Annotated in this window: 17 protein-coding genes; 8 read left to right on the forward strand and 9 right to left on the reverse strand. The window is 74.1% G+C overall.

Going from position 1 to position 19,674, the window contains the following annotated elements:
- Window positions 1-140: 140 nt before the first annotated feature.
- A complete protein-coding gene (gene dnaB / locus KJP73_RS08900; protein WP_213282430.1) occupies window positions 141-1,511 on the reverse strand; it encodes a replicative DNA helicase in 1,371 nt (456 codons plus the stop codon).
- A 362-nt stretch (window positions 1,512-1,873) separates the two neighbouring features.
- Here dnaB and KJP73_RS08905 point away from each other — a divergent pair, with 362 nt between their 5' ends.
- Window positions 1,874-3,190, forward strand: a complete 1,317-nt coding sequence (locus tag KJP73_RS08905) for an MATE family efflux transporter (protein WP_249669234.1) — start codon at window positions 1,874-1,876, stop codon at window positions 3,188-3,190.
- On the opposite strand, the gene KJP73_RS08910 is transcribed toward KJP73_RS08905, so the two are convergent.
- The 6 genes from KJP73_RS08910 to KJP73_RS08935 form a co-directional block, all read right to left on the reverse strand.
- Window positions 3,177-3,473 (reverse strand): hypothetical protein, encoded by a 297-nt coding sequence (locus KJP73_RS08910; protein ID WP_213282432.1) that lies wholly within the window; start codon window positions 3,471-3,473, stop codon window positions 3,177-3,179. The two genes, KJP73_RS08905 and KJP73_RS08910, sit on opposite strands and share 14 nt — an antisense overlap.
- 121 nt (window positions 3,474-3,594) lie before the next feature.
- Window positions 3,595-4,044 (reverse strand): 50S ribosomal protein L9, encoded by a 450-nt coding sequence (rplI, locus tag KJP73_RS08915; RefSeq protein ID WP_213282433.1) that lies wholly within the window; start codon window positions 4,042-4,044, stop codon window positions 3,595-3,597.
- A gap of 14 nt (window positions 4,045-4,058) precedes the next feature.
- A complete protein-coding gene (rpsR, locus tag KJP73_RS08920; RefSeq protein WP_013772910.1) occupies window positions 4,059-4,295 on the reverse strand; it encodes a 30S ribosomal protein S18 in 237 nt (78 codons plus the stop codon).
- 125 nt (window positions 4,296-4,420) lie between these two features.
- A complete protein-coding gene (locus KJP73_RS08925) occupies window positions 4,421-4,954 on the reverse strand; it encodes a single-stranded DNA-binding protein (RefSeq protein ID WP_213282434.1) in 534 nt (177 codons plus the stop codon).
- 68 nt (window positions 4,955-5,022) lie between these two features.
- Window positions 5,023-5,316 (reverse strand): 30S ribosomal protein S6, encoded by a 294-nt coding sequence (rpsF, locus tag KJP73_RS08930; RefSeq protein ID WP_213282435.1) that lies wholly within the window; start codon window positions 5,314-5,316, stop codon window positions 5,023-5,025.
- A 163-nt stretch (window positions 5,317-5,479) separates the two neighbouring features.
- Window positions 5,480-7,849, reverse strand: a complete 2,370-nt coding sequence (locus tag KJP73_RS08935) for a penicillin-binding protein (RefSeq protein ID WP_213282436.1) — start codon at window positions 7,847-7,849, stop codon at window positions 5,480-5,482.
- Between the two features lie 351 nt (window positions 7,850-8,200).
- On the opposite strand from KJP73_RS08935, the gene KJP73_RS08940 reads away from it, so the two are divergent.
- Window positions 8,201-8,857 (forward strand): PadR family transcriptional regulator, encoded by a 657-nt coding sequence (locus KJP73_RS08940; protein ID WP_213282437.1) that lies wholly within the window; start codon window positions 8,201-8,203, stop codon window positions 8,855-8,857.
- Complete coding sequence (locus tag KJP73_RS08945; protein ID WP_213282438.1) at window positions 8,854-9,948, forward strand: inositol-3-phosphate synthase; 1,095 nt, start codon at window positions 8,854-8,856, stop codon at window positions 9,946-9,948. The genes KJP73_RS08940 and KJP73_RS08945 overlap by 4 nt, the downstream gene beginning before the upstream one ends.
- Window positions 9,949-10,068: 120 nt before the next feature.
- Here the strand turns inward: KJP73_RS08945 and KJP73_RS08950 are convergent, their stop codons facing one another.
- Window positions 10,069-10,545, reverse strand: coding sequence for a hypothetical protein (locus KJP73_RS08950; RefSeq protein WP_213282439.1), 477 nt, complete (start codon window positions 10,543-10,545; stop codon window positions 10,069-10,071).
- A gap of 59 nt (window positions 10,546-10,604) precedes the next feature.
- On the opposite strand from KJP73_RS08950, the gene KJP73_RS08955 reads away from it, so the two are divergent.
- Window positions 10,605-11,900 (forward strand): MFS transporter, encoded by a 1,296-nt coding sequence (locus tag KJP73_RS08955; RefSeq protein WP_213282440.1) that lies wholly within the window; start codon window positions 10,605-10,607, stop codon window positions 11,898-11,900.
- 25 nt (window positions 11,901-11,925) lie between these two features.
- On the opposite strand, the gene KJP73_RS08960 is transcribed toward KJP73_RS08955, so the two are convergent.
- A complete protein-coding gene (locus tag KJP73_RS08960; protein WP_433995163.1) occupies window positions 11,926-13,395 on the reverse strand; it encodes a CCA tRNA nucleotidyltransferase in 1,470 nt (489 codons plus the stop codon).
- Between the two features lie 155 nt (window positions 13,396-13,550).
- Here KJP73_RS08960 and KJP73_RS08965 point away from each other — a divergent pair, with 155 nt between their 5' ends.
- The 4 genes from KJP73_RS08965 to KJP73_RS08980 all read left to right on the forward strand — a co-directional run.
- Window positions 13,551-14,099 (forward strand): NUDIX hydrolase, encoded by a 549-nt coding sequence (locus tag KJP73_RS08965; RefSeq protein ID WP_213282442.1) that lies wholly within the window; start codon window positions 13,551-13,553, stop codon window positions 14,097-14,099.
- On the forward strand, window positions 14,096-16,441 hold the full coding sequence (locus KJP73_RS08970) for a DUF6049 family protein (protein ID WP_213282443.1): 2,346 nt from the start codon (window positions 14,096-14,098) through the stop codon (window positions 16,439-16,441). Before KJP73_RS08965 ends, KJP73_RS08970 begins: the two co-directional genes overlap by 4 nt.
- The gene (murJ, locus tag KJP73_RS08975; protein ID WP_213282444.1) at window positions 16,438-18,147 is read left to right on the forward strand and encodes a murein biosynthesis integral membrane protein MurJ; all 1,710 of its coding nucleotides are present in this window, start codon (window positions 16,438-16,440) and stop codon (window positions 18,145-18,147) included. The genes KJP73_RS08970 and murJ overlap by 4 nt, the downstream gene beginning before the upstream one ends.
- Window positions 18,148-18,333: 186 nt before the next feature.
- Window positions 18,334-19,674, forward strand: a 1,341-nt coding sequence (locus tag KJP73_RS08980; RefSeq protein WP_213282445.1) for a protein kinase family protein, incomplete at its 3' end; no start/stop codon positions are given.

The following is a 19,674-nucleotide window of genomic DNA, read 5'->3' on the forward strand; positions in this document are numbered from 1 at the left end:
TACCTTTCTCCGCCAGCGGCTCTCCCGAGTCCGCCAAGACGTACCGCTGCGCGACCCTTACTGGTGCCGTGATTTTCGGCTGTACTTACGAAACATATCTGCGCAATTTCGAGAACTGTGTGGCACGTCGACAGCAGCGATCAGGCCTGCATGTCCACGAACCGCGAGTAGTGCCCCTGGAACGCCACCGTGATCACGTCGGTGGGCCCGTTACGGTGCTTCGCCACGATCAGGTCGGCCTCACCGGCGCGCGGCGACTCCCGCTCGTACGCGTCCTCGCGGTGCAGCAGCACGACCATGTCCGCGTCCTGCTCGATGGACCCGGACTCACGCAGGTCGCTCATCGCGGGCTTCTTGTCGGTGCGCTGCTCCGGACCACGGTTCAGCTGCGACAGCGCGATGACCGGGACCTCGAGCTCCTTGGCGAGCAGCTTGAGCGCACGGGAGAACTCGGAGACCTCCTGCTGGCGGGACTCGACGCGCTTGCCCGACGACATCAGCTGCAGGTAGTCGATGATCACGAGCTTGAGGTCGTGCTTCTGCTTGAGCCGCCGGCACTTGGCGCGGATCTCCATCAGCGACATGTTGGGCGAGTCGTCGATGAACAGCGGCGCCTCGGTGAGCTTGCCCTGGATCGTGGCGAGCTTCTGCCAGTCGTCGTCGCCCATCTGGCCGGTGCGCATCTTCTGCAGCGGCACGCGGGCCTCGGCGGAGAGCAGGCGCATGGTGATCTCGCTGCGGCTCATCTCGAGCGAGAACACGACGGACGCCTGGTTGTGCTTGATGGACGCGGCCCGCGCGAAGTCGAGCGCGAGCGTGGACTTGCCGATGGCCGGTCGGGCGGCGATGACGATCATCTGGCCGGGGTGCAGGCCGTTGGTCAGCCGGTCGAGGTCGGCGAAGCCGGTCGGCACACCGATCATGCCCTCGCCGCGGTGCCCCGCCGACTCGATCTCGTCCAGGGTGCCGGCGACGACCTCGCCGAGCCGGTGGTAGTCCTCGGTGGTGCGCCGCTCGCTGACCGCGTAGACCTCGGCCTGCGCGTTGTTCACGATGTCGTCGACGTCGCCGCCGTCGGTCGCGTAGCCGAGCTGGACGATCCGGGTGCCGGCCTCGACCAGGCGGCGCAGGACGGCGCGCTCCTTGACGATGCGCGCGTAGTACCCGGCGTTCGCGGCGGTCGGCACCATCGAGATGAGCGTGTGCAGGTACGGCACGCCACCGACGCGGCCGATCTCGCCGCGCTTGGTGAGCTCGTCGGCCACGGTCACGGCGTCGGCGGGCTCGCCGCGGCCGTACAGGTCTAGCACCGCGTCGTAGATGGCCTCGTGCGCCGGGCGGTAGAAGTCGGTGCCGCGGATCTCCTCGACGACGTCCGCGATGGCGTCCTTCGAGATCATCATGCCGCCGAGCACGCTCTGCTCGGCCTCGAGGTCCTGCGGTGGCGTCCGGTCGAACGCCGGCCGCGCCGTCCCCGAGGGTGCCCCGTACTCCAGCTCCTCGATCGTCACAGTGCCGCCCGCCCACCTTCGGTTGTCATGCCGCCGCCGTCGAACACCAGTTCTAGCACCGGCCGCCGACACGCCCCTCGACCGGTGTGGCGGGGACCTGCCGACGCTGCCGAGCCCAGACGGGCTCGCGCGCCGACGTGAGGTTATGCGCGAGCCGGACCGCCCATCAAGCGAGACGTGCACAGGGCCTGGGGACGAGCCTGTGGAAGGCTGTGGACGCAGACCGCGCACTGTCCACAGGTCGTGGACACAGGTGTGGATGAACTCGGACGGCGCCTCCGACCAGGGCGTTCTCACCGGCGCAAACGCCATGAACCGATGTGGACAGGAATCAGTTGGCCGCCATTTCACGCCTCGGACACGTGCCGTCCACCGTCGACCGCCAGATCCTCGCGCTCGCCGTCCCCGCACTCGGCGCGCTCGTCGCCGAGCCGCTGTTCGTGCTGGTCGACTCGGCCGTGGTCGGGCGGCTCGGCACCACCGAGCTCGCCGGTCTGTCCCTGGCGTCGACGCTGCTGGTCACGGTCGTCGGGCTGTGCGTGTTCCTGGCGTACGCGACCACCGCCGCGGTCGCCCGGCGGCTCGGTGCGGGCGACCGCTCGGGCGCGCTGCAGGTCGGCGTGGACGGCCTCTGGCTGGCCGCAGGGCTCGGCGTGCTCCTGACCGCGGCGACGCTCCTGCTCGCCCCGTGGGCCGTCGGTGCCCTGGGGGCGACGGGCGACGTGGCGGACCAGGCCGTGACGTACCTGCGTGCCTCCGCGCCGGGGCTGCCGGGCATGCTGCTCGTCCTCGCCGCCACGGGGGCGCTGCGCGGCCTGCAGGACACCCGCACGCCCCTGGTCGTCGCCGGGGTCGGCGCGGTGGTCAACGCCGTGCTCAACGTGGTCCTGGTGCACGGCGTCCACCTGGGCATCGCCGGCTCTGGCCTCGGCACCGCCGTCACGCAGCTCGCGATGGGCGCGGCGCTCGTGGTCGTCGTGGTGCGCGGCGCCCGGGCCGCCGGTGCGTCGCTGGCCCCCGCGGCGGGCGGCATCCTCGCCGGCGTGCGGACCGGCACCCCGCTGCTCCTGCGCACGCTGTCCCTGCGCGCCGCGATCCTGCTGACGGTGTGGGTGGCGACCGGGCTCGGGCCCGTGGCGCTCGCCGGGCATCAGGTGGTCAACGCGGTGTGGGGCTTCGTGGCGTTCGCGCTCGACGCCCTCGCGATCGCCGCGCAGGCGCTCGTCGGGCACGCGCTCGGCGCCGGGGACGTACCGCTCGTCCGAGCGCTGCTGCGGCGCACCCTGGCCTGGGGGGTCGGCGCCGGCGCGGTGCTCGGCGTCGTGACGGGTGCCGCCGGCTGGTGGCTGTCCGCCGCGTTCACCACGGACCCCGACGTCCGGCACGCCGTCACCGTCAGCCTGGTCGTCGCCGCGGTGCTGATGCCGATGGCCGGCTGGGTGTTCGTGCTCGACGGCGTCCTCATCGGCGCGGGCGACGGGCGGTTCCTCGCGGCGGCCGGCATGGTGACGCTGGTGGCCTACGTGCCGTTCGCGCTGGCGGTGCGGGCCTGGGCGCCGGAGGGCTGGGTCGGGCTGGCGTGGCTGTGGGCGGCGTTCGCGGGCGTGTTCATGCTCGCGCGAGCCGTCACCACCGGCCTGCGGGCGCGCGGGGGTGCCTGGATGGTCACCGGGGCGTGACGTCGGGTCCCGGCTCGCCGCCGGCACCCGGCTGGTCCTCCTGGCCCGCCTCGGGGCCGGCCGGTGCCCCGCCCGTGCCGCCCTTCCGCATGCTGAGGACCAGGAACGTGACGCCGACGGGGATGAACGCGAAGGACGCGCCGCGCATCGAGTCGTTCGCCAGCCAGGACAGGCCGAGCACGAGGAACACGACGCCGATGGGCAGGAACGCGACGTTCGGGTTCGTCGTGCCGGCGACCGGTTCCGGCGACGGCTGGTCCGGGTCGGCGGGCTGATCGGGCATCCGCCCACGCTACGGGCCACGAGGGCCTGAGCGCCTCCGCCCCGGGACGGAGAACCGGCCCCGGGACGACGAACGCCCCGCCCCGGGTGACCGGGACGGGGCGTGCGTCGTGCGGGCTACGTCAGGCCGCGACGACCTTGACGGTCAGCTTCGCGGAGACGTCGGCGTGCAGGCGGACCTTCACCTCGTACTCGCCGGTCGCCTTGATCGGCTGCGCGACCTCGACCTTGCGGCGGTCGATCGACGGGCCACCGGCCGCCTTGACGGCGTCGGCGATCTCGGCGGTCGTGATGGCGCCGAACAGCCGGCCGGACTCGCCGGCCTTGGCGGAGACGGTCACCGGGTTGCCCTGGAGGGAGTCACGCACCGCGCGAGCCTCCTCGAGGGTCTCGATCTCGCGCACCTTGCGGGCACGGCGGATCTGGGTGACCTCCTTCTCGGCTCCCTTGCTCCACGCGGTCGCGAGACCGCGGGGGACGAGGTAGTTCCGGGCGTAACCGTCCTTGACGTCGACGACGTCGCCGGGAGCGCCGAGGCCCGTGACCTCGTGGGTCAGGATGAGCTTGGCCATCTGTGTGCTCCTTCTCAGCGAGCCGACGACGAGTACGGCAGGAGCGCCATCTCGCGGGCGTTCTTGACGGCCCGCGCGATCGCGCGCTGCTCCTGGACGGACACGCCGGTCACGCGGCGGGCGCGGATCTTCCCGCGGTCGGAGATGAACTTCCGCAGCAGGGCGGTGTCCTTGTAGTCGACCGACTCGATCTTCGCCGCCTTGAGCGGGTTCTGCTTCTTCTTGGGCTTCCGGACAACGGCCTTGGCCATCGTGGTGCTCCTTGTTCTACGTGCGGAGCCCGGGGCGTTGCCATGCCCCGGGATGGGATGTGCTGTGCGGGCGCGCGCCCGTGGTGCCGACCCGGCAGGTCAGCGGTGCTCGTCGAGGACGGCGATCAGAACGGGGGCTCGTCGGAGTAGCCGCCGGCGCCACCACCCGCGGGCGTGGCCCACGGGTCGTCCTGCGCCTGGCCGCCGCCTCCGTTGAAGCCGCCGCCACCGCCGCCGCCACCGTTGAAGCCGCCACCGCCGCCGCCGCCGAAGCCACCGCCGCCGCCACCCTGACGCTGGGTCCGGGTGACCTTGGCCGAGGCGTAGCGGAGCGACGGGCCGACCTCGTCGACCTGCAGCTCGTACACGGTCCGCTTCTCGCCCTCGCGGGTCTCGTAGGACCGCTGGACGAGCCGGCCGCTGACGATCACGCGGGTGCCCTTGGTGAGCGACTCGGCGACGTTCTCCGCCGCCTCCCGCCAGATCGAGCAGCGGAGGAACAGCGTGTCGCCGTCCTTCCACTCGTTGCTCTGGCGGTCGAACGTGCGCGGCGTGGACGCCACGGTGAAGTTCGCGACCGCAGCCCCGGACGGCGTGAACCGCAGCTCCGGGTCGGCGGTCAGGTTCCCGATCACCGTGATGGTGGTGTCACCAGCCATGCCAGCTCCTCGTTCTCGTCGAATGCTCGTCGAAGGGTGTCCCGCACGGTACGCGCGCGGTCCGACACTCAGGCGTCCTGGCGGAGGACCTTCGTGCGGAGGACGGCCTCGTTGAGGCCCAGCTGACGGTCGAGCTCCTTGGCCGTGTCCGACGTCGAGGAGAAGTCGACGACGGCGTAGATGCCCTCGGACTTCTTCTGGATGTCGTACGCCAGGCGGCGGCGGCCCCAGATGTCGACCTTGTCGACGGTGCCACCGTCGGTCTTGACCACCGACAGGTACTTGTCGAGCGACGGTGCGACCGTGCGCTCTTCGATGTCGGGGTCGAGGATGATCATGATCTCGTACTGACGCAGGCTCATACCCACCTCCTCTGGTCTCGGCGGCCACGGTCGTTCCGTGGCAGGAGGGTGTCGTGCGTCGCGGCGCCCCGGCCCGGGGTGTCGATCGGCGACGTCCGGAGGGCACAGCAGCGGTCCAGTCTAGCGGGTCCTGCCGCCGCCCGGCGACGGGCGGCGGGCCGGCTCAGGGCGCGGCGTTGCCGCCGGCGTTCCCGCCGCCCTGACCCTGGTCGGCGGCGGGCTGGGTGGGCGTCGGGTTCGGGGCGGGCTGCGCGGGCGCCTTCGCGACCCGGATCGTGACCGTCGACCCGGGGGCGACCTGCGTCCCGGCACCCGGCTCGACGCTCAGCACGGTCCCAGGACTGACGCTGCCGTCCTCCACCTCGACCACGCTCGGCACGAGGCCGGCGTTGTTGATCGCCGCCTCGGCGTCGCCCCGCAGCGACCCCGCGCCGACGTTGGGCACCGCCACGGTCGTCGGCTGCTCGGGCTCGGGCTCCTGGGTCGGCGTGGGCGCGGACGTCGTCGGGGCCTGCGTCGGCGCCTTGGTCGCGTTGACGTTCGCGCGCTCCGGGAACGGCACGGGCGTCGCGTACTTCGGGGACTGCAGCACCGGCCTCATGTACTCGGCCCAGAGCGCAGCAGGCCACGTCGATCCGGTGACCTCGTCGACCCCGCCCCACGGCGTGATCGTGACCTGGTCCTTGCCGTTCTCACCGACCTGGCTGAGGGCGACGGCGGTGGCGATCTGCGGGGTGAAGCCGACGAACCACGCCGACTTGTTCTCCTGCGACGTGCCGGTCTTGCCGGCGATGTCCCGGTCGAGCGGGTTCACGTACCGCTTGCCGGAGCCCTTCTCGACGACCTGCGTCATGGCGTAGGTGGTGTCCGCCATCACGCCGGCGTCGAACGCCTGGGTGGGCTGCGTCGCACCCGTGTACGCCACGTCCCCGTCGGGGTACACGGCCTGGGCCACCATGAACGGCTTGTGGTAGACGCCCTGGGCGGCGATCGTCGCGTACGCGGAGGCCATCTCGAGCGGGCTCACCACGTCGCTGCCGAGCACGTTGGACGGGACGGCGGTCAGCGGGCTGGAGACGCCGGCGCGCTGCGCGACCTCGACGGTCTTCTCCGGGCCGACCTCGAGGTTCATCTGCGCGTAGACGGTGTTGACCGACTGCTCCGTGGCCTTGACCAGGTCGATGTTGCCGAAGTCCTCGAAGCCGAAGTTGTTGACCTTCCAGTCGCCGAACGTCTGCGGCGACGCCCCGTTGAACCGGTCGGTCAGCGCCATGCCGTTCTCCAGCGACGCGATCAGCGTGAAGGGCTTGAACGTCGAACCGCCCTGGACCCGGTCGCGGCTCGCCCGGTCGATCTGGTCGGCGAGGAAGTCCTCGCCGCCGTACATCGACACGATGCCGCCGTTCGCGGGGTCGACCGAGACCACGCCGACCTTCAGCGCGGCCGACGGCGTGGCGCCGTCCGACAGCGCGCCGCCGCGGAGCTGGCCGACGGCGTCCACGGCCGCCTGCTGCGTCCCGGGCTCGATCGTCGTCGTGATCTTCAGGCCACCGCTGCTGATCGTCTCGTCGGTGATGGACCCCGTCGCGGTGAGCTCCTGCTTCACGTACTGGAGCAGGTAGCCGTTCGTGCCGCCGTAGGTCTCGTTGCGCTCGTACGTGATGGTCGGCGGGAACACCTGCGCGTCCCGGTCGGCCTGCGTGAGGTAGCCGTCGCGGACCATGCCGTCCAGGACGTACTCCCAGCGCTGCGTCGCCTTCTCCGGGCTGACGGCCGGGTCCCAGTTGTTCGGGGACGGGATGATGCCGGCCAGGAGCGCCGCCTCGGAGACGGTGAGCTCGGCGGAGGGCTTGCCGAAGTAGGACTGCGCGGCGGCCTCGATGCCGTACGAGTCGCGGCCGAAGTAGATCGTGTTGAGGTACCGGCCGAGGATCTGCTCCTTGGTCTCGGTCTGCGCGATCTTGATCGCGAGCAGGGTCTCCTTGGCCTTGCCGACGTAGCTGGTGGTCGTCTCGCCGACGTAGTACCGCTCGACGTACTGCTGCGTCAGCGTCGACCCGCCCTGCGTGTCCCCGCCCCGGAGGTTGTTGATCAGCGCGCGGCCCATGCCGGTGATGGAGACGCCCTGGTTCTCGAAGAACGTCCGGTCCTCGGCGGACACCACGGCCTGCCCGACGAACGCCGGCAGCGCCTCGTAGTCGACGATCGTCCGGTTCGGGCCCGGGAAGGTCCCCAGCTCCGTGCCGTCCGAGAAGTAGACGGTCGACGTCTGCGCCTCGACGAACTCGTCGGGCGCGGGCACGTCGGTCATCGCGTAGGCGGCGACACCGAGGCCCAGGCAGAGGAAGACGAAGCCGGTGACGGCGCCGACGACGAACCGCCACGAGGGCAGCCAGCGGTGCACACCGCGGTAGCCCCGGCGGGGGTAGTCGATGATCCGGCGGCGACCGCCGGTGGTGCCGGTCGCGCCGGACGAGCCGGTCCGGGTCCCCCGCGGGGCGGGTCCGGTGGACCGTCGGGTCGTGCCTGCCAACGCACTGCCTTCCTGTGGACTGCTGGGCGGGCGTCGAGCGGCAGGAGCCGGCCGGGCCCCGATCAGTATGCGCGAGGGGAGGGAGCCGCCCCGCGGCCGGACGGCCGGTCACGCGGACTTTCACGTGATCGCCACGAGGCGCGCGCGGGGGCTACCTGAGCCGCCTCGGATCCTCGCAGGACGCCGCACCGGAAGCACGCGGACGGGCCGTGAACCGGCGCAGAACCGCCCGGACGGGGTCGGCGACGCGCCGCGGGCGGCGGCGTGTTGCCCGGATCGCCTGCTTCGCCCTACTCTCCTCGATGTATCAGTTCGATACATCGAGGTACGGACGACCCGAGGGAGGCGACGATGCGCGCACGCTCCGACGTGCTCGAGTCGGCCATCCTCGGCCTGCTGCACGACTCCCCGATGCACGGGTACGAGCTGCGCAAGCGGCTCAACCTGCTCCTGGGATCGTTCCGCGCGCTGTCCTACGGCTCGCTGTACCCCTGCCTCAAGGCGCTCGTCGCCCGCGGCTGGATCGTCGGCTCCGACCCGCAGGAGGCGCCGGCGCACGGGCTGGCGGGCAAGCGCGCCCGCATCGTCTACCAGCTCACGTCGGAGGGCAAGGAGCAGTTCCAGCACGTGCTGGCCTCCTCCGGGCCCGCCGCGTGGGAGGACGAGAACTTCGGCTTCCGGTTCGCCTTCTTCGGGCAGACGGACGCCGACACCCGGCTGCGCATCCTGGAGGGCCGGCGCACCCGGCTCACCGAGCGGCTGGAGCAGATCCGCGACTCCGTGTCCCGGACCCGCGTCCGCATGGACGAGTACACCCTCGAGCTCCAGCGTCACGGGCTCGAGCAGGTCGAGCGCGAGGTGCGCTGGCTCGACGACCTCATCGACCACGAGCGCAGCACCAGCAGCGCCCGTCCCCGCGGCGACGGCCAGCCGGCCGACGCCCGCACAGCAGCTGTCGAGGATGACCCCATCGTCGCGGCACAACACCCTCAGAAGGAGCGAGGATGACTGCCATCCGCGTTGCTATCGCCGGCGTGGGCAACTGCGCCGCGTCGCTGATCCAGGGCGTGCAGTTCTACGCCGACGCCGACCCGAGCGCCAAGGTGCCCGGCCTGATGCACGTCCAGTTCGGGGACTACCACGTCCGCGACCTGGAGTTCGTGGCCGCGTTCGACGTCGACGCGAAGAAGGTCGGCTTCGACCTGTCCGAGGCGATCGGCGCGTCCGAGAACAACACCATCAAGATCGCCGACGTCCCGCCGCTGGGCGTGACCGTGCAGCGCGGCCCGACGATGGACGGCATCGGCAAGTACTACGCGATGACCATCGAGGAGTCCGACGCCGAGCCCGTGGACGTCGTCCAGGTGCTCAAGGACGCCAAGGTCGACGTGCTCGTCTCCTACCTGCCGGTGGGCTCCGAGGAGGCCGACAAGTTCTACGCGCAGGCCGCCATCGACGCGGGCGTCGCGTTCGTCAACGCCCTCCCGGTCTTCATCGCGTCCGACCCCGAGTGGGCCGCGAAGTTCGAGGCCGCCGGTGTCCCGATCGTCGGCGACGACATCAAGTCCCAGGTCGGCGCGACCATCACGCACCGCGTGCTCGCCCGCCTGTTCGAGGACCGCGGCGTCATCCTGGACCGCACGTACCAGCTGAACGTCGGCGGCAACATGGACTTCAAGAACATGCTCGAGCGCGAGCGCCTGGAGTCCAAGAAGGTCTCGAAGACGCAGGCCGTCACCTCGAACCTGCACGACGGCCCGCTGGCCGGCAAGAAGGACGACCGCAACGTCCACATCGGCCCGTCGGACTACGTCGCCTGGCTGGACGACCGCAAGTGGGCGTACGTCCGCCTCGAGGGCCGCGCGTTCGGCGAGGTGCCCCTGAACCTGGAGTACAAGCTCGAGGTCTGGGACTCCCCGAACTCGGCCGGCATCATCATCGACGCCGTCCGCGCCGCGAAGATCGCGAAGGACCGCGGCATCGGCGGCCCGATCCTGTCGGCCTCGACCTACTTCATGAAGTCCCCGCCGGTCCAGAACGAGGACATGCACGGCCGGGAGCTCGTGGAGGCGTTCATCCGCGGTGACATCGAGCGCTGACGTCGAGCGCTGACCCAGCACCACCCCGGGAGCCCCGGTGACGTCCGCGTCACCGGGGCTCCGGCGTGCGGTGACCGCGGGGCGCCGGCGACCGGCCGGCTCGCTCGACCGGCTCGGCGGTCAGGACGCGCCGATCTCCGCGCGGAGGGCGCCGAGGAGCTCGGCGAGCCCGTCCCCGAGCGCCTCGGCCTGCGCCCGGGTCGCCGTGGCCGACAGGGTCCAGACCGTCGCCGGCCCGCCGTCCGCGCCGGGGACGGCGACGAACTCCTGCACCTGCGTCATCGGCACCGCGGCGCCGTCGACGGTGGTGGTGAAGTGCACCTCCTGCGCGACCGCCAGGTCGCCCCGCTGCTCGCGGCGGGCCAGCGTCACGTCCTGCTCCGCCGCCTCGATCGCCCGGAGGGCCTCCGCGCCGAGCAGGACGGCGAGCGCCGGGTCGTCGCTGCGCTGGACCCCGACCGTCACGTTCGCGGTGAAGCCGGCGTCGGGGCGCTCGTGCGCGGCGGCGAACGCGATGCCCGGCGTGCCGAGCGTCTCGGGTGGGATCAGGTGCCAGCCCTCGGGCAGCGGGGCGGCGTCCTGGCTGTCGGCGGTCATGCAGCTCCTCGGTCGGACGGGCGCACCGAGTCTAGGTGCGGCCCCGATAGCCTGGCCGGGTGCAGGTGGTCGCGGATCTGAAGCAGCTCTGGCCCCTCGTCGACTTCCGGCGGCTCCTGTCGGTCCGCCTGGTCAGCCAGTGCTCGGACGGCCTGTTCCAGGCCGGGCTCGCCACCCTGTTCTTCTTCTCCCCCGAGAACGCCACGACGGCGACCGGCGTCGCGGCGGCCTTCGCGGTGCTGCTGCTGCCCTTCACGGTGGTCGGCCCGTGGGCGGGCGTCCTGCTGGACCGGTGGCGGCGTCGGCAGGTGCTGCTGGTCGGCAACCTGGTCCGCACGGGGCTCACGCTGGTCGTCGCGCTGATCATGGCGACGGCCGGTGTCGGTCCGGCGGTGTACGTGCTCGCGCTGGTGACGCTGTCGGTCAACCGGTTCCTGCTCTCGGCGCTCTCCGCGTCGCAGCCGCGGGTCGTCGCGGGGCCGCTGCTGCTGACCGCGAACTCCATCACCCCCACGCTGGGCACCGTCTCCGCCGGGATCGGCGCGGGCGTCGGTGTGCTGCTCGGCCTGGTGCTGCCCGAGGGGCGGACCAAGGACGTCGCCGCGCTGGTCGTCGCGGCCGTGCTCATGTCGGTGGCCGCGTTCCTCGCGTCGCGCATCGCCCGCGACCGGCTCGGCCCGGACGCCCGCGCGGACGCCGGGGAGGTGCGCCGGGCCCTCAGCACGCTGGCGCACGGCCTGGTCGACGGCGCGCGGTACCTCGTGCGGCGCGGGACCCCCGCCCGGGCGCTGGCGGTCATGGCGGTGCACCGGTTCCTCTACGGCGCGGTGTTCATCGCGAGCATCCTCATCTCCCGGAACCTTCTGGCCGACCCGGCCGACGCCCGCGCCGGGCTCCTCACGTTCGCGCTGGTCGGGGGCGTCACCGGGGTCGGGTTCGCGCTCGCGATCGTCGTCACGCCGGTCGTGTCCCCGCTGATCGGCCCGCACTCCTGGATCGCCGTCTGCCTGGCGCTGGCCGCCGCGACCCAGGCGCTGCTCGCTGTCACGGTCGCCCGCCCCGCCGTCCTGGTGGGGTCGCTCGTCCTGGGCCTCGCGGCGCAGGGCGCGAAGATCGCGGTCGACACGATCGTCCAGCGGGACACCGCCGACGAGTACAGGGGGCGCGCGTTCGCCCTCTACGACGTGCTCTACAACGCGGCGTTCGTCGGGGCGGCCGCGCTGGCCGCCGTCGCCCTGCCCGACACCGGGTGGTCGCGCGGGGTGTTCGCGCTGATCGCGGCGGCGTACCTGGCGGCCGCGCTGGTGTACCGGACGCGGTCGACGGAACCGACGGCGGTCCCCGTCGCGGCCTGAGGCGGCCCTGCCCCGCGGCCGGCGCTCAGCCCTGCGGCTGCCGCTCCGCCCACCACGCCAGCAGCGCCGCGCGGGCCGCCTCCGGCTCCATCGGCCCGTGCTCCATCCGGAGCTCGAGCAGGTGCTTGTACGCCGCGCCGACCTCGCGCCCCGGCCCGATGCCGAGGATCTCCATGATCTGCGTGCCGTCCAGGTCCGGGCGGATCGCGTTCAGCTCCTCCTGCTCGCGCAGGTCCGCGATCCGCTGCTCCAGGTCGTCGTAGGCCTCGGACAGCCGCCGGGCCTTGCGCTGGTTCCGCGTGGTGCAGTCCGAGCGGGTGAGCCGGTGCAGCCGCTCCAGCAACGGCCCGGCGTCGGTGACGTAGCGGCGCACGGCCGAGTCCGTCCACGCGCCCTCGCCGTACCCGTGGAACCGCAGGTGCAGCTCCGTCAGCCGGGCGACCGCCTGCACCGTGGCCTTGTCGAAGTGCAGGGCCTTCAGCCGCCGGGCGACCATCTTGGCGCCGACCACCTCGTGGTGGTGGAACGAGACGCCGCCGCCGGCCTCGAACCGCCGGGTCGGCGGCTTGCCGATGTCGTGCAGCAGCGCGGCGAGGCGGAGCACCAGGTCCGGCCCGGGCACCGGCCCGTCCGGCCCCGTCTCCAGGGCGATCGCCTTGTCGAGCACGGTCAGCGAGTGCTCGTAGACGTCCTTGTGCCGGTGGTGCTCGTCGATCTCGAGCCGCAGCGCCGGCAGCTCGGGCAGCACGTGCTCGGCCAGCCCGGTGTCGACCAGCACGCGCAGGCCGGGGCGGGGCTGGGGCGACATCAGCAGCTTGACCAGCTCGTCCCGCACCCGCTCCGCGGACACGATCGACAGCCGCTCCGCCATGTCCGTGGCGGCCGCGAGCGCCGCCTCGTCCACCCGGAAGCCGAGCTGGGCGGCGAACCGCGCGGCGCGCAGCATCCGCAGGGGGTCGTCGTCGAAGGACTGCCGCGGGTCGACCGGGGTGCGCAGGACGCCGCGGGCGAGGTCCGTCAGGCCGTCGAACGGGTCGACGAACGTCAGCTCCGGCAGCCGGATCGCCATGGAGTTCACGGTGAAGTCGCGTCGGGACAGGTCGCCCTCGAGGCTGTCGCCGAACGCCACCTCCGGCTTGCGGGACGTCGCGTCGTACGCGTCGGTCCGGTAGGTCGTCACCTCGACGACGACGTCCTGCGTCCCCCGGCGCGCGTGCCGGCGGGCGCCGATCGTGCCGAACGCCCGGCCGATGTCCCAGTGCGCGTCGCCCCACGCGGCGAGGATCCGCTCCGTCTCGTCCGGCGTCGCCGACGTCGTGAAGTCCAGGTCGACGCTCGGCCGGCCCAGGAACGCGTCGCGGACGGGGCCGCCGACCAGCGCCAGCTCGTGCCCCGCCCGCTGGAACAGGTCGCCGAGCTCGAGCGCGGCCGGCGCGAGCCCGGTGATCACGCCGAGCGCCCGCTTGCGCAGGGCGTCGAGCGCCGCGGCGTCCACGGCGGCCGGGTCGCCGGCGGCGGGGCGGGGGGTCAGGTCGGGGGACGGCACGACGACCAAGCCTGCCAGATCCCCGCCCCACCGGACGCGTGCGTCCACAGGTCCTCCACGCGGACGGGGCCGGGGCCAGGGGTGGAGTCGTTACAGTGGCCTGCATGCCCGAGCCCGCGCGTGCCCTGCCACCGGAGGGCGTCCCCGCGCCGCCGGGCGGCCACGCGCTGCGGATCGACCCGCGGTCGACCCGGACGCGGCACGCCCACCTGCCCGTCGTCGAGGAGACCTCCGCCGGCGGGCTCGTGGTGCGCCAGGAGGCCGGCGTGCACGTCGCCGCGGTGATCGCGCGCCGCAACCGCGCCGGCCGGCTCGAGTGGTGCCTCCCCAAGGGGCACCTCGAGGGCGACGAGACGCCGGAGCAGGCAGCGGTCCGCGAGATCGCCGAGGAGACCGGGATCGTCGGGCGGATCGTGCGCGGCCTCGGCGTCATCGACTACTGGTTCACCGGTGACGACCGGCGGGTGCACAAGATGGTCCACCACTACCTGCTGGGTGCGGTGGGCGGCGAGCTCACCGTGGAGGGGGACCCGGACGGCGAGGCAGAGGACGTGGCGTGGGTGCCGGTGCTCGAGCTGCCCGCTCGCCTGGCGTACCCCAACGAGCGACGACTGGCCGAGACCGCGCACGTGGTCCTCGTCGGCGGGGCATGAGGCTGCAGGGGGCGGCGGCACGGGGCCGGGCGTTCGCGGCGGCGCTGCTGGCCGCGGGCGTGCTCGCGCTCTCCGGGGCGCCGGCGGTCGCGACCGGGTCGACGCCGTCGTCGCCCACCGTGCCGACCGGGCAGACCGTGCAGACCGCGCAGACCGGGCAGACCGGCAGCGCGCAGGCCGGGGCCGCGCGGCCCGCCTCGCCGTCGACCGACACCCTGCCCGTGAGCGTCTCCGTCACGGCCGTCACGCCGCAGGTGCTCCAGCCCGGTGAGGACCTCACGGTCACCGCGACGCTCCGGAACGACGGCGACGAGGCCGTCGAGGCCCCCCGCGCGTCGGTGCGGATCTACCGGTACCGGATCTCCGACCGGGACGAGCTGGCCGCCTGGGCCGACGCCGGGGTGACCAGCCCGATCGGTGACGTCGCCGCGACCACCCCGCTCGACGCCCCGCTCGCACCGGGGGCGAGCGTCTCCGTGCAGGTCGTCGTGCCCGCCGCCGACATCCGCCTGCTGCGGACCGACGACGCGTGGGGTCCGCGCGGCATCACGTTCGACGTCGGCGACGGCTCCAGGAGGGTTGGCGTCGACCGGACCTTCCTGCTGTGGGCGTCCGCCGACGAGGTGCCGACCGCCCACGTGAGCGTGCTGTCCTCGGTCGTGGGCCCGGCCGCCCGGCCGACGGGCGAGGACGACGCCGAGGACGAGGCCGGTGACGACTCCGGTGATGAGGCCACGGGCGCGGAAGGCGCGGAGGGTGCGGAGCCGTCGCCGACGCCGACCGCCACCGCTCCCCCGGCGGACGACGCGGCCGAGGAGGACGACGCGCTCGAGGCGCTCACGGCGTCCGGCGGCCGGCTGGGCCGGGTCCTGCAGGCGACGGCGGACTTCCCCTTCGTGTCCTGGGCGGTCGACCCGGCCCTGGTCGACCGGGCCGCGGCCGGCTCCCGGTCCGCGCAGGCCTGGCTCACCGGGCTGACCGGGGCCGCGGCCGACCGCGAGGTGCTGCGGCTGCCCTGGGCCGACCCGGACCTGGCGGCGATCGCGCACGCCGGGCAGGACTCCTCGACCGACCTGCTGCGCCTGGCGGCCGGCGTCACCGGCGACCAGGAGTCGAGCACCCTGTGGCGGGACGCACGGCCCGTGCTGTGGGCGGCCGACGACGTGCCCGACGAGGTCACGGCGGCGCGTGCCGCCGGCTCCGGGGACGGCGCACCGCTGGTGGTCGGCCCCGACGCGCTGCCCGCGACCGGGTCCAGCACGCCGAGCGCACCGGCGACCGTGCGCACCGCCGCGGGTGCGCTGACCGCCCTGGTGCCGGACGAGACGCTCACCGAGCTGCTCGCCGAGCCGGCCACGGCCCAGCCCGGGCTCACCCCCGCGACCGCGGCGCAGCGGATGCTCGCCGAGACGGCCGTCGTCGCGCGGTCCGACGACGCCGACACCACCTACCTCCTGGCGACCACCCCCCGCGACTGGGAGCCGTCCACCGCGGTCACCGAGGCGCAGCTCGCGGCCCTGCGCGACGCGCCCTGGGTCGACACCGAGACCGTCGCGGACGTCCTGGCGGCGCACGCAGCCGGTGAGGCGGACGGGGACGGCGCGGACCGTGCGGACCTGCCGGCCTCGGAGCGGTCCGGGACCGAGCTGACCCCCGCGTGGACGAACGCCCTGGCCGCGCAGTGGCGCGCCGCCGGCGAGTTCGCGAGCGTCGTCGACGACCCCGCGGCGCTCCTCGACGGCCTCGACGCCGACCTGGTCGCGCCCCTGGCCGTCGCCTGGCGGCTGGACCCCGACGGACGCACGGTCGCCGTGAACGAGGCGATCGCCGAGGGCAAGGCCCACCAGACCGGACTGTCCGTCCTGCTGAACGAGCAGTTCACGGTGATCTCCAGCTCCGCGCAGATCAGCGTCGCCGTGCAGAACGAGCTGGACCAGAGCGCGCGCGTCCGCGTCGAGCTGCGGCCGCACAAGGGCTGCCTCGACACGACCCGCTCCGAGCTGACCGACGTGCCCCCGAAGAGCGAGAAGGCCGTGTCGCTGACCCTGCGCGCCACCGCCAACTGCGACGTGGAGGTCGACGTCAGCCTCGTCTCGGAGAGCGGCCGCGAGCTCGCGACGCCCGTCACCTTCTCCGCCCGCGTCGCCCCCACCATCGAGAGCGTCGGGTCGATCGTCGTGGGCGTGCTGCTCGCGCTCGCCCTGGCGTTCGGCATCTGGCGCACGGTGCGCCGGGGCCAGACCGCCCGGCGCGGCGCGCGTGTCGCCCCCGACGCCGAGCAGCCGCCGGCCGGCGCCCCGGACGCCGGTGGCCCGCCTCCCGCACGACAGGACCAGCCATGACCACCCCCGCCACGGCCGCCGGCGGCGCCGACCCCGACGGCACCGCGGCCGGAGCCACCGCCGGCGGCGGCACGGACCCCGCCGCCACCGCGTCCGCCGCACCCCGCTCCTCGGGCCTCGGCCGGTCGTCGCTGATCATGGCGTCCGGGACGGCGGCCTCCCGCGTGCTCGGCGTGGTCAACACGTCCCTGCTGGCGTGGGCGATCGGCCTGACCGGCAGCATCGCGAACGCCTTCTCTGTCGCGAACAAGCTCCCCAACACGCTGTACCTGCTCATCGCGGGCGGCGTCCTCAACGCGGTGCTGGTGCCGCAGGTGGTGCGGGCGTACCGCCGGGCCGACGGCCAGCAGTACGTCGACCGGCTCCTGACCGTGGGCATCGTGCTCCTCGCCGGGCTGACCGTCGTCCTCACGGCGGCCGCGCCGCTGCTCGTGCGGTTCTACTCGCAGTTCCCCGACCCGCGGGTGACGGCGGTCGCCACGGCCCTGGCGTTCTGGTGCATCCCGCAGATCTTCTTCTACGGGCTGTACTCGCTGCTCGGCCAGATCCTGAACGCCCGCGGCTCTTTCGGCCCGTACATGTGGGCGCCGGTGGTGAACAACCTCGTCTTCATCGGCGGGCTGCTGGTGCTGGTCGGCGTGCTCGGCGGGTTCGACGAGGAGATGTCGGTCACCGAGTGGACCGGCTCGCAGACCGCCATGCTCGGCGCCGCGGCCACGCTGGGGATCGTCGTGCAGGCCCTCGTCCTGTTCATCCCGCTGTACCGCAGCGGGTTCCGGTACCGGCCGCGCTGGGGGCTGCGCGGCTCCGGGCTGGGCAGCGCGGGGCGCGTCGCGACGTGGACGTTCCTCGGCCTGCTGATCGGGCAGGTCGGCGTCTGGCGGATCAGCGTCGTCGCGAGCTCCGTCGAGACGGCCGACGCGGCAGGCAACGGCGTGTACGACCGCGCGTTCCTCATCTTCATGCTGCCCCACTCGCTGGTCACGGTGTCCCTGGCGACCGCGCTGTTCACGCGGCTGTCCGGCCGGGCCGCCGCCGGCGACGTCGCGGGGGTGCGGCAGGACCTGTCGCTCGGCCTGCGGACGGTCGGCGTGTTCACCGTGCTGGCGACCGCGGGCATCGCGGTGCTGGCGTTCCCGCTCGGGCGCGCGCTCTTCCCGAGCAACACCGACGCCGAGGTCCACGCGCTCGCGATGTCGGTCTTCGCGCTGGTGCTCGGCCTCGTCGCGTTCGGGGCGTGGTCCCTGTTCCAGCGCGTGTACTACGCGTACGAGGACGCGCGGTCGATGGTGCCGATCCAGCTGCTCATGGCGGCGGTCGTCGTCGGGGGCACCGAGCTGGGTCGCGCGACGCTCGACGACCGGTACTGGGTCGCGGCGGCGTGCGCGTCCATGGCGCTGTCCTACGGCGCCGGCGCCCTGGTCGCGCTCGTGTCGGTGCGGCGGCGCCTGCACGGCGTCGACGGGCGGCGCGTGCTCGTGCTGCACCTCAAGGCGCTGCTCGGCGGCGTCCTGGCCGCAGGAGCCGGGATCGTCCTGCTCGTCGTGCTGGGTCCCGTGCAGGACTGGGGCGACGCGGTGGTGGCGTGCATCGCCGGAGCGGCGCTGATGTCCGCCGTGTACGTCGGTGTCCTCGCCGCGCTGCGGGTGCGCGAGCTCCAGACCGTCGCCGCCCCGCTGCTGCGCCGGTTCGGCCGCGGGCGGTGACCCGACGGGTGCGGAGCGCGCGGGGCGGTCGCCGCGCCGTTCCCGGTCCCCAGCTCGCGCCGTGTGGCGGACGCCGGGAGGCCGGTCCCGTCTAGCATGACGGGGAGCCCGCGGCCGGCGAGGGCCCGGCTCCGCGCACACCCAGGGCGGTCCCCGACCGCCCCCGACGACCGGACGGAGGACCACGTGGCGCAGGCCCGCACCGGTGACCCCGGACGCCGTGACACCCCCGGAGCCGGACGAGCAGGGACCCCCACCGGCCGGCACGGCAGCACCGTCGCCGGCCGCTACCGGCTCGACGAGCCGCGCTCCGGCGACCTCCCCGGCTCGGAGCGCTGGTCCGCGACCGACCAGATCCTCGCCCGCACCGTCACCGTCACGCTCGTCTCCGGTCCCCGCACCGCCGCGGTCCTGGACGCCGCACGCCGCGCCGCCCTCGTCGTCGACCCGCGGCTGGCCCGCATCCTCGACGTCGGCTCGGCCGACGGCACCGGGTACGTCGTGACGGAGGCGGTCGAGGGCCGCAGCCTGTCCGCGCTCGCCGCCCGGGCGCCCCTGACCGCCGACCAGGCGCGTGCCGTGGTCGGCGAGGCCGCCGCCGCGCTCGAGGTCGCGCGGCGCCGCGGAGTCCACCACCTCGCCCTGCGCCCCGAGGCGGTGGTCCTGACCCCCGGCAGCCGCGTCGTGCTCGAGGGCCTCGCCGTCGACGGCGAGCTGCTCGGCGCGTCCGGCGGTGGCGCCCACGCGATGAGCCGCACCGACACCGTCGGCCTCGTCCGGGTGCTCTACGCCGCGCTGACCGGCCGGTGGCCCGGCGTCTCCGCCGGCGCCGAGCCGCCGGTGGTGCCCACGTTCGACGAGTGGTCCGCCTCCAGCGGTCCCGCCGCGCGGCAGCCGGCCGAGGACCCCCAGGTCGACCCGGGCCTGCCCGCGGCACCCGAGCACGACGGCGCGCCCCTGCCCCCGGCCGACCTGGTCGCCGGGGTGCCCGCCGACCTCGACACCCTCTGCGCCGTGACCCTGGGGCCGCACGACGACGGCCCGCACAGCCCCGGGGAGCTCGTGCGCGAGCTCGAACCCTGGCGCGCCGTCCGCGCCGACGAGATCTTCCGCACCGCCGACGCGGGTCGCTGGCCCGCCATGCCGGCACAGGCCGGCGCCCCGGCCGCCGCCACGGCAGCCACCGGCACGACCACCGCACCTCCGACGGGAAGCAGCCCGATGAGCGACGACCAGCACGGCAGCAGCACGGCGCCCGGTGGGCGCCCCGCCGACGACAGCACGCCCGCGACGGGGAGCACCGGTGCGACTGCGGCCGGTGCCGCCGCTGCGGGCGTGACGGCGGCGGGGGCCGCCGCGGCGGGGGGGGGGGGGGGGGCCGCCCCCCGGGCGGGGCCGGCGCGGGGGGGGGCGGGCCGGGGGGGCGGGGGCGGGGGCGGCGCGGGGGGGGGGGCCGCCCGGGGGGGGGGCCCCCGGGAGGGGGCGGGCCCGCGCCGGCCCCGCTCCTTTAAACACCCGGCGCCGCGG

The sequence above is a fragment of the Cellulomonas hominis genome (genome assembly GCF_901521055.1).
GTDB lineage: Bacteria > Actinomycetota > Actinomycetes > Actinomycetales > Cellulomonadaceae > Cellulomonas > Cellulomonas endometrii.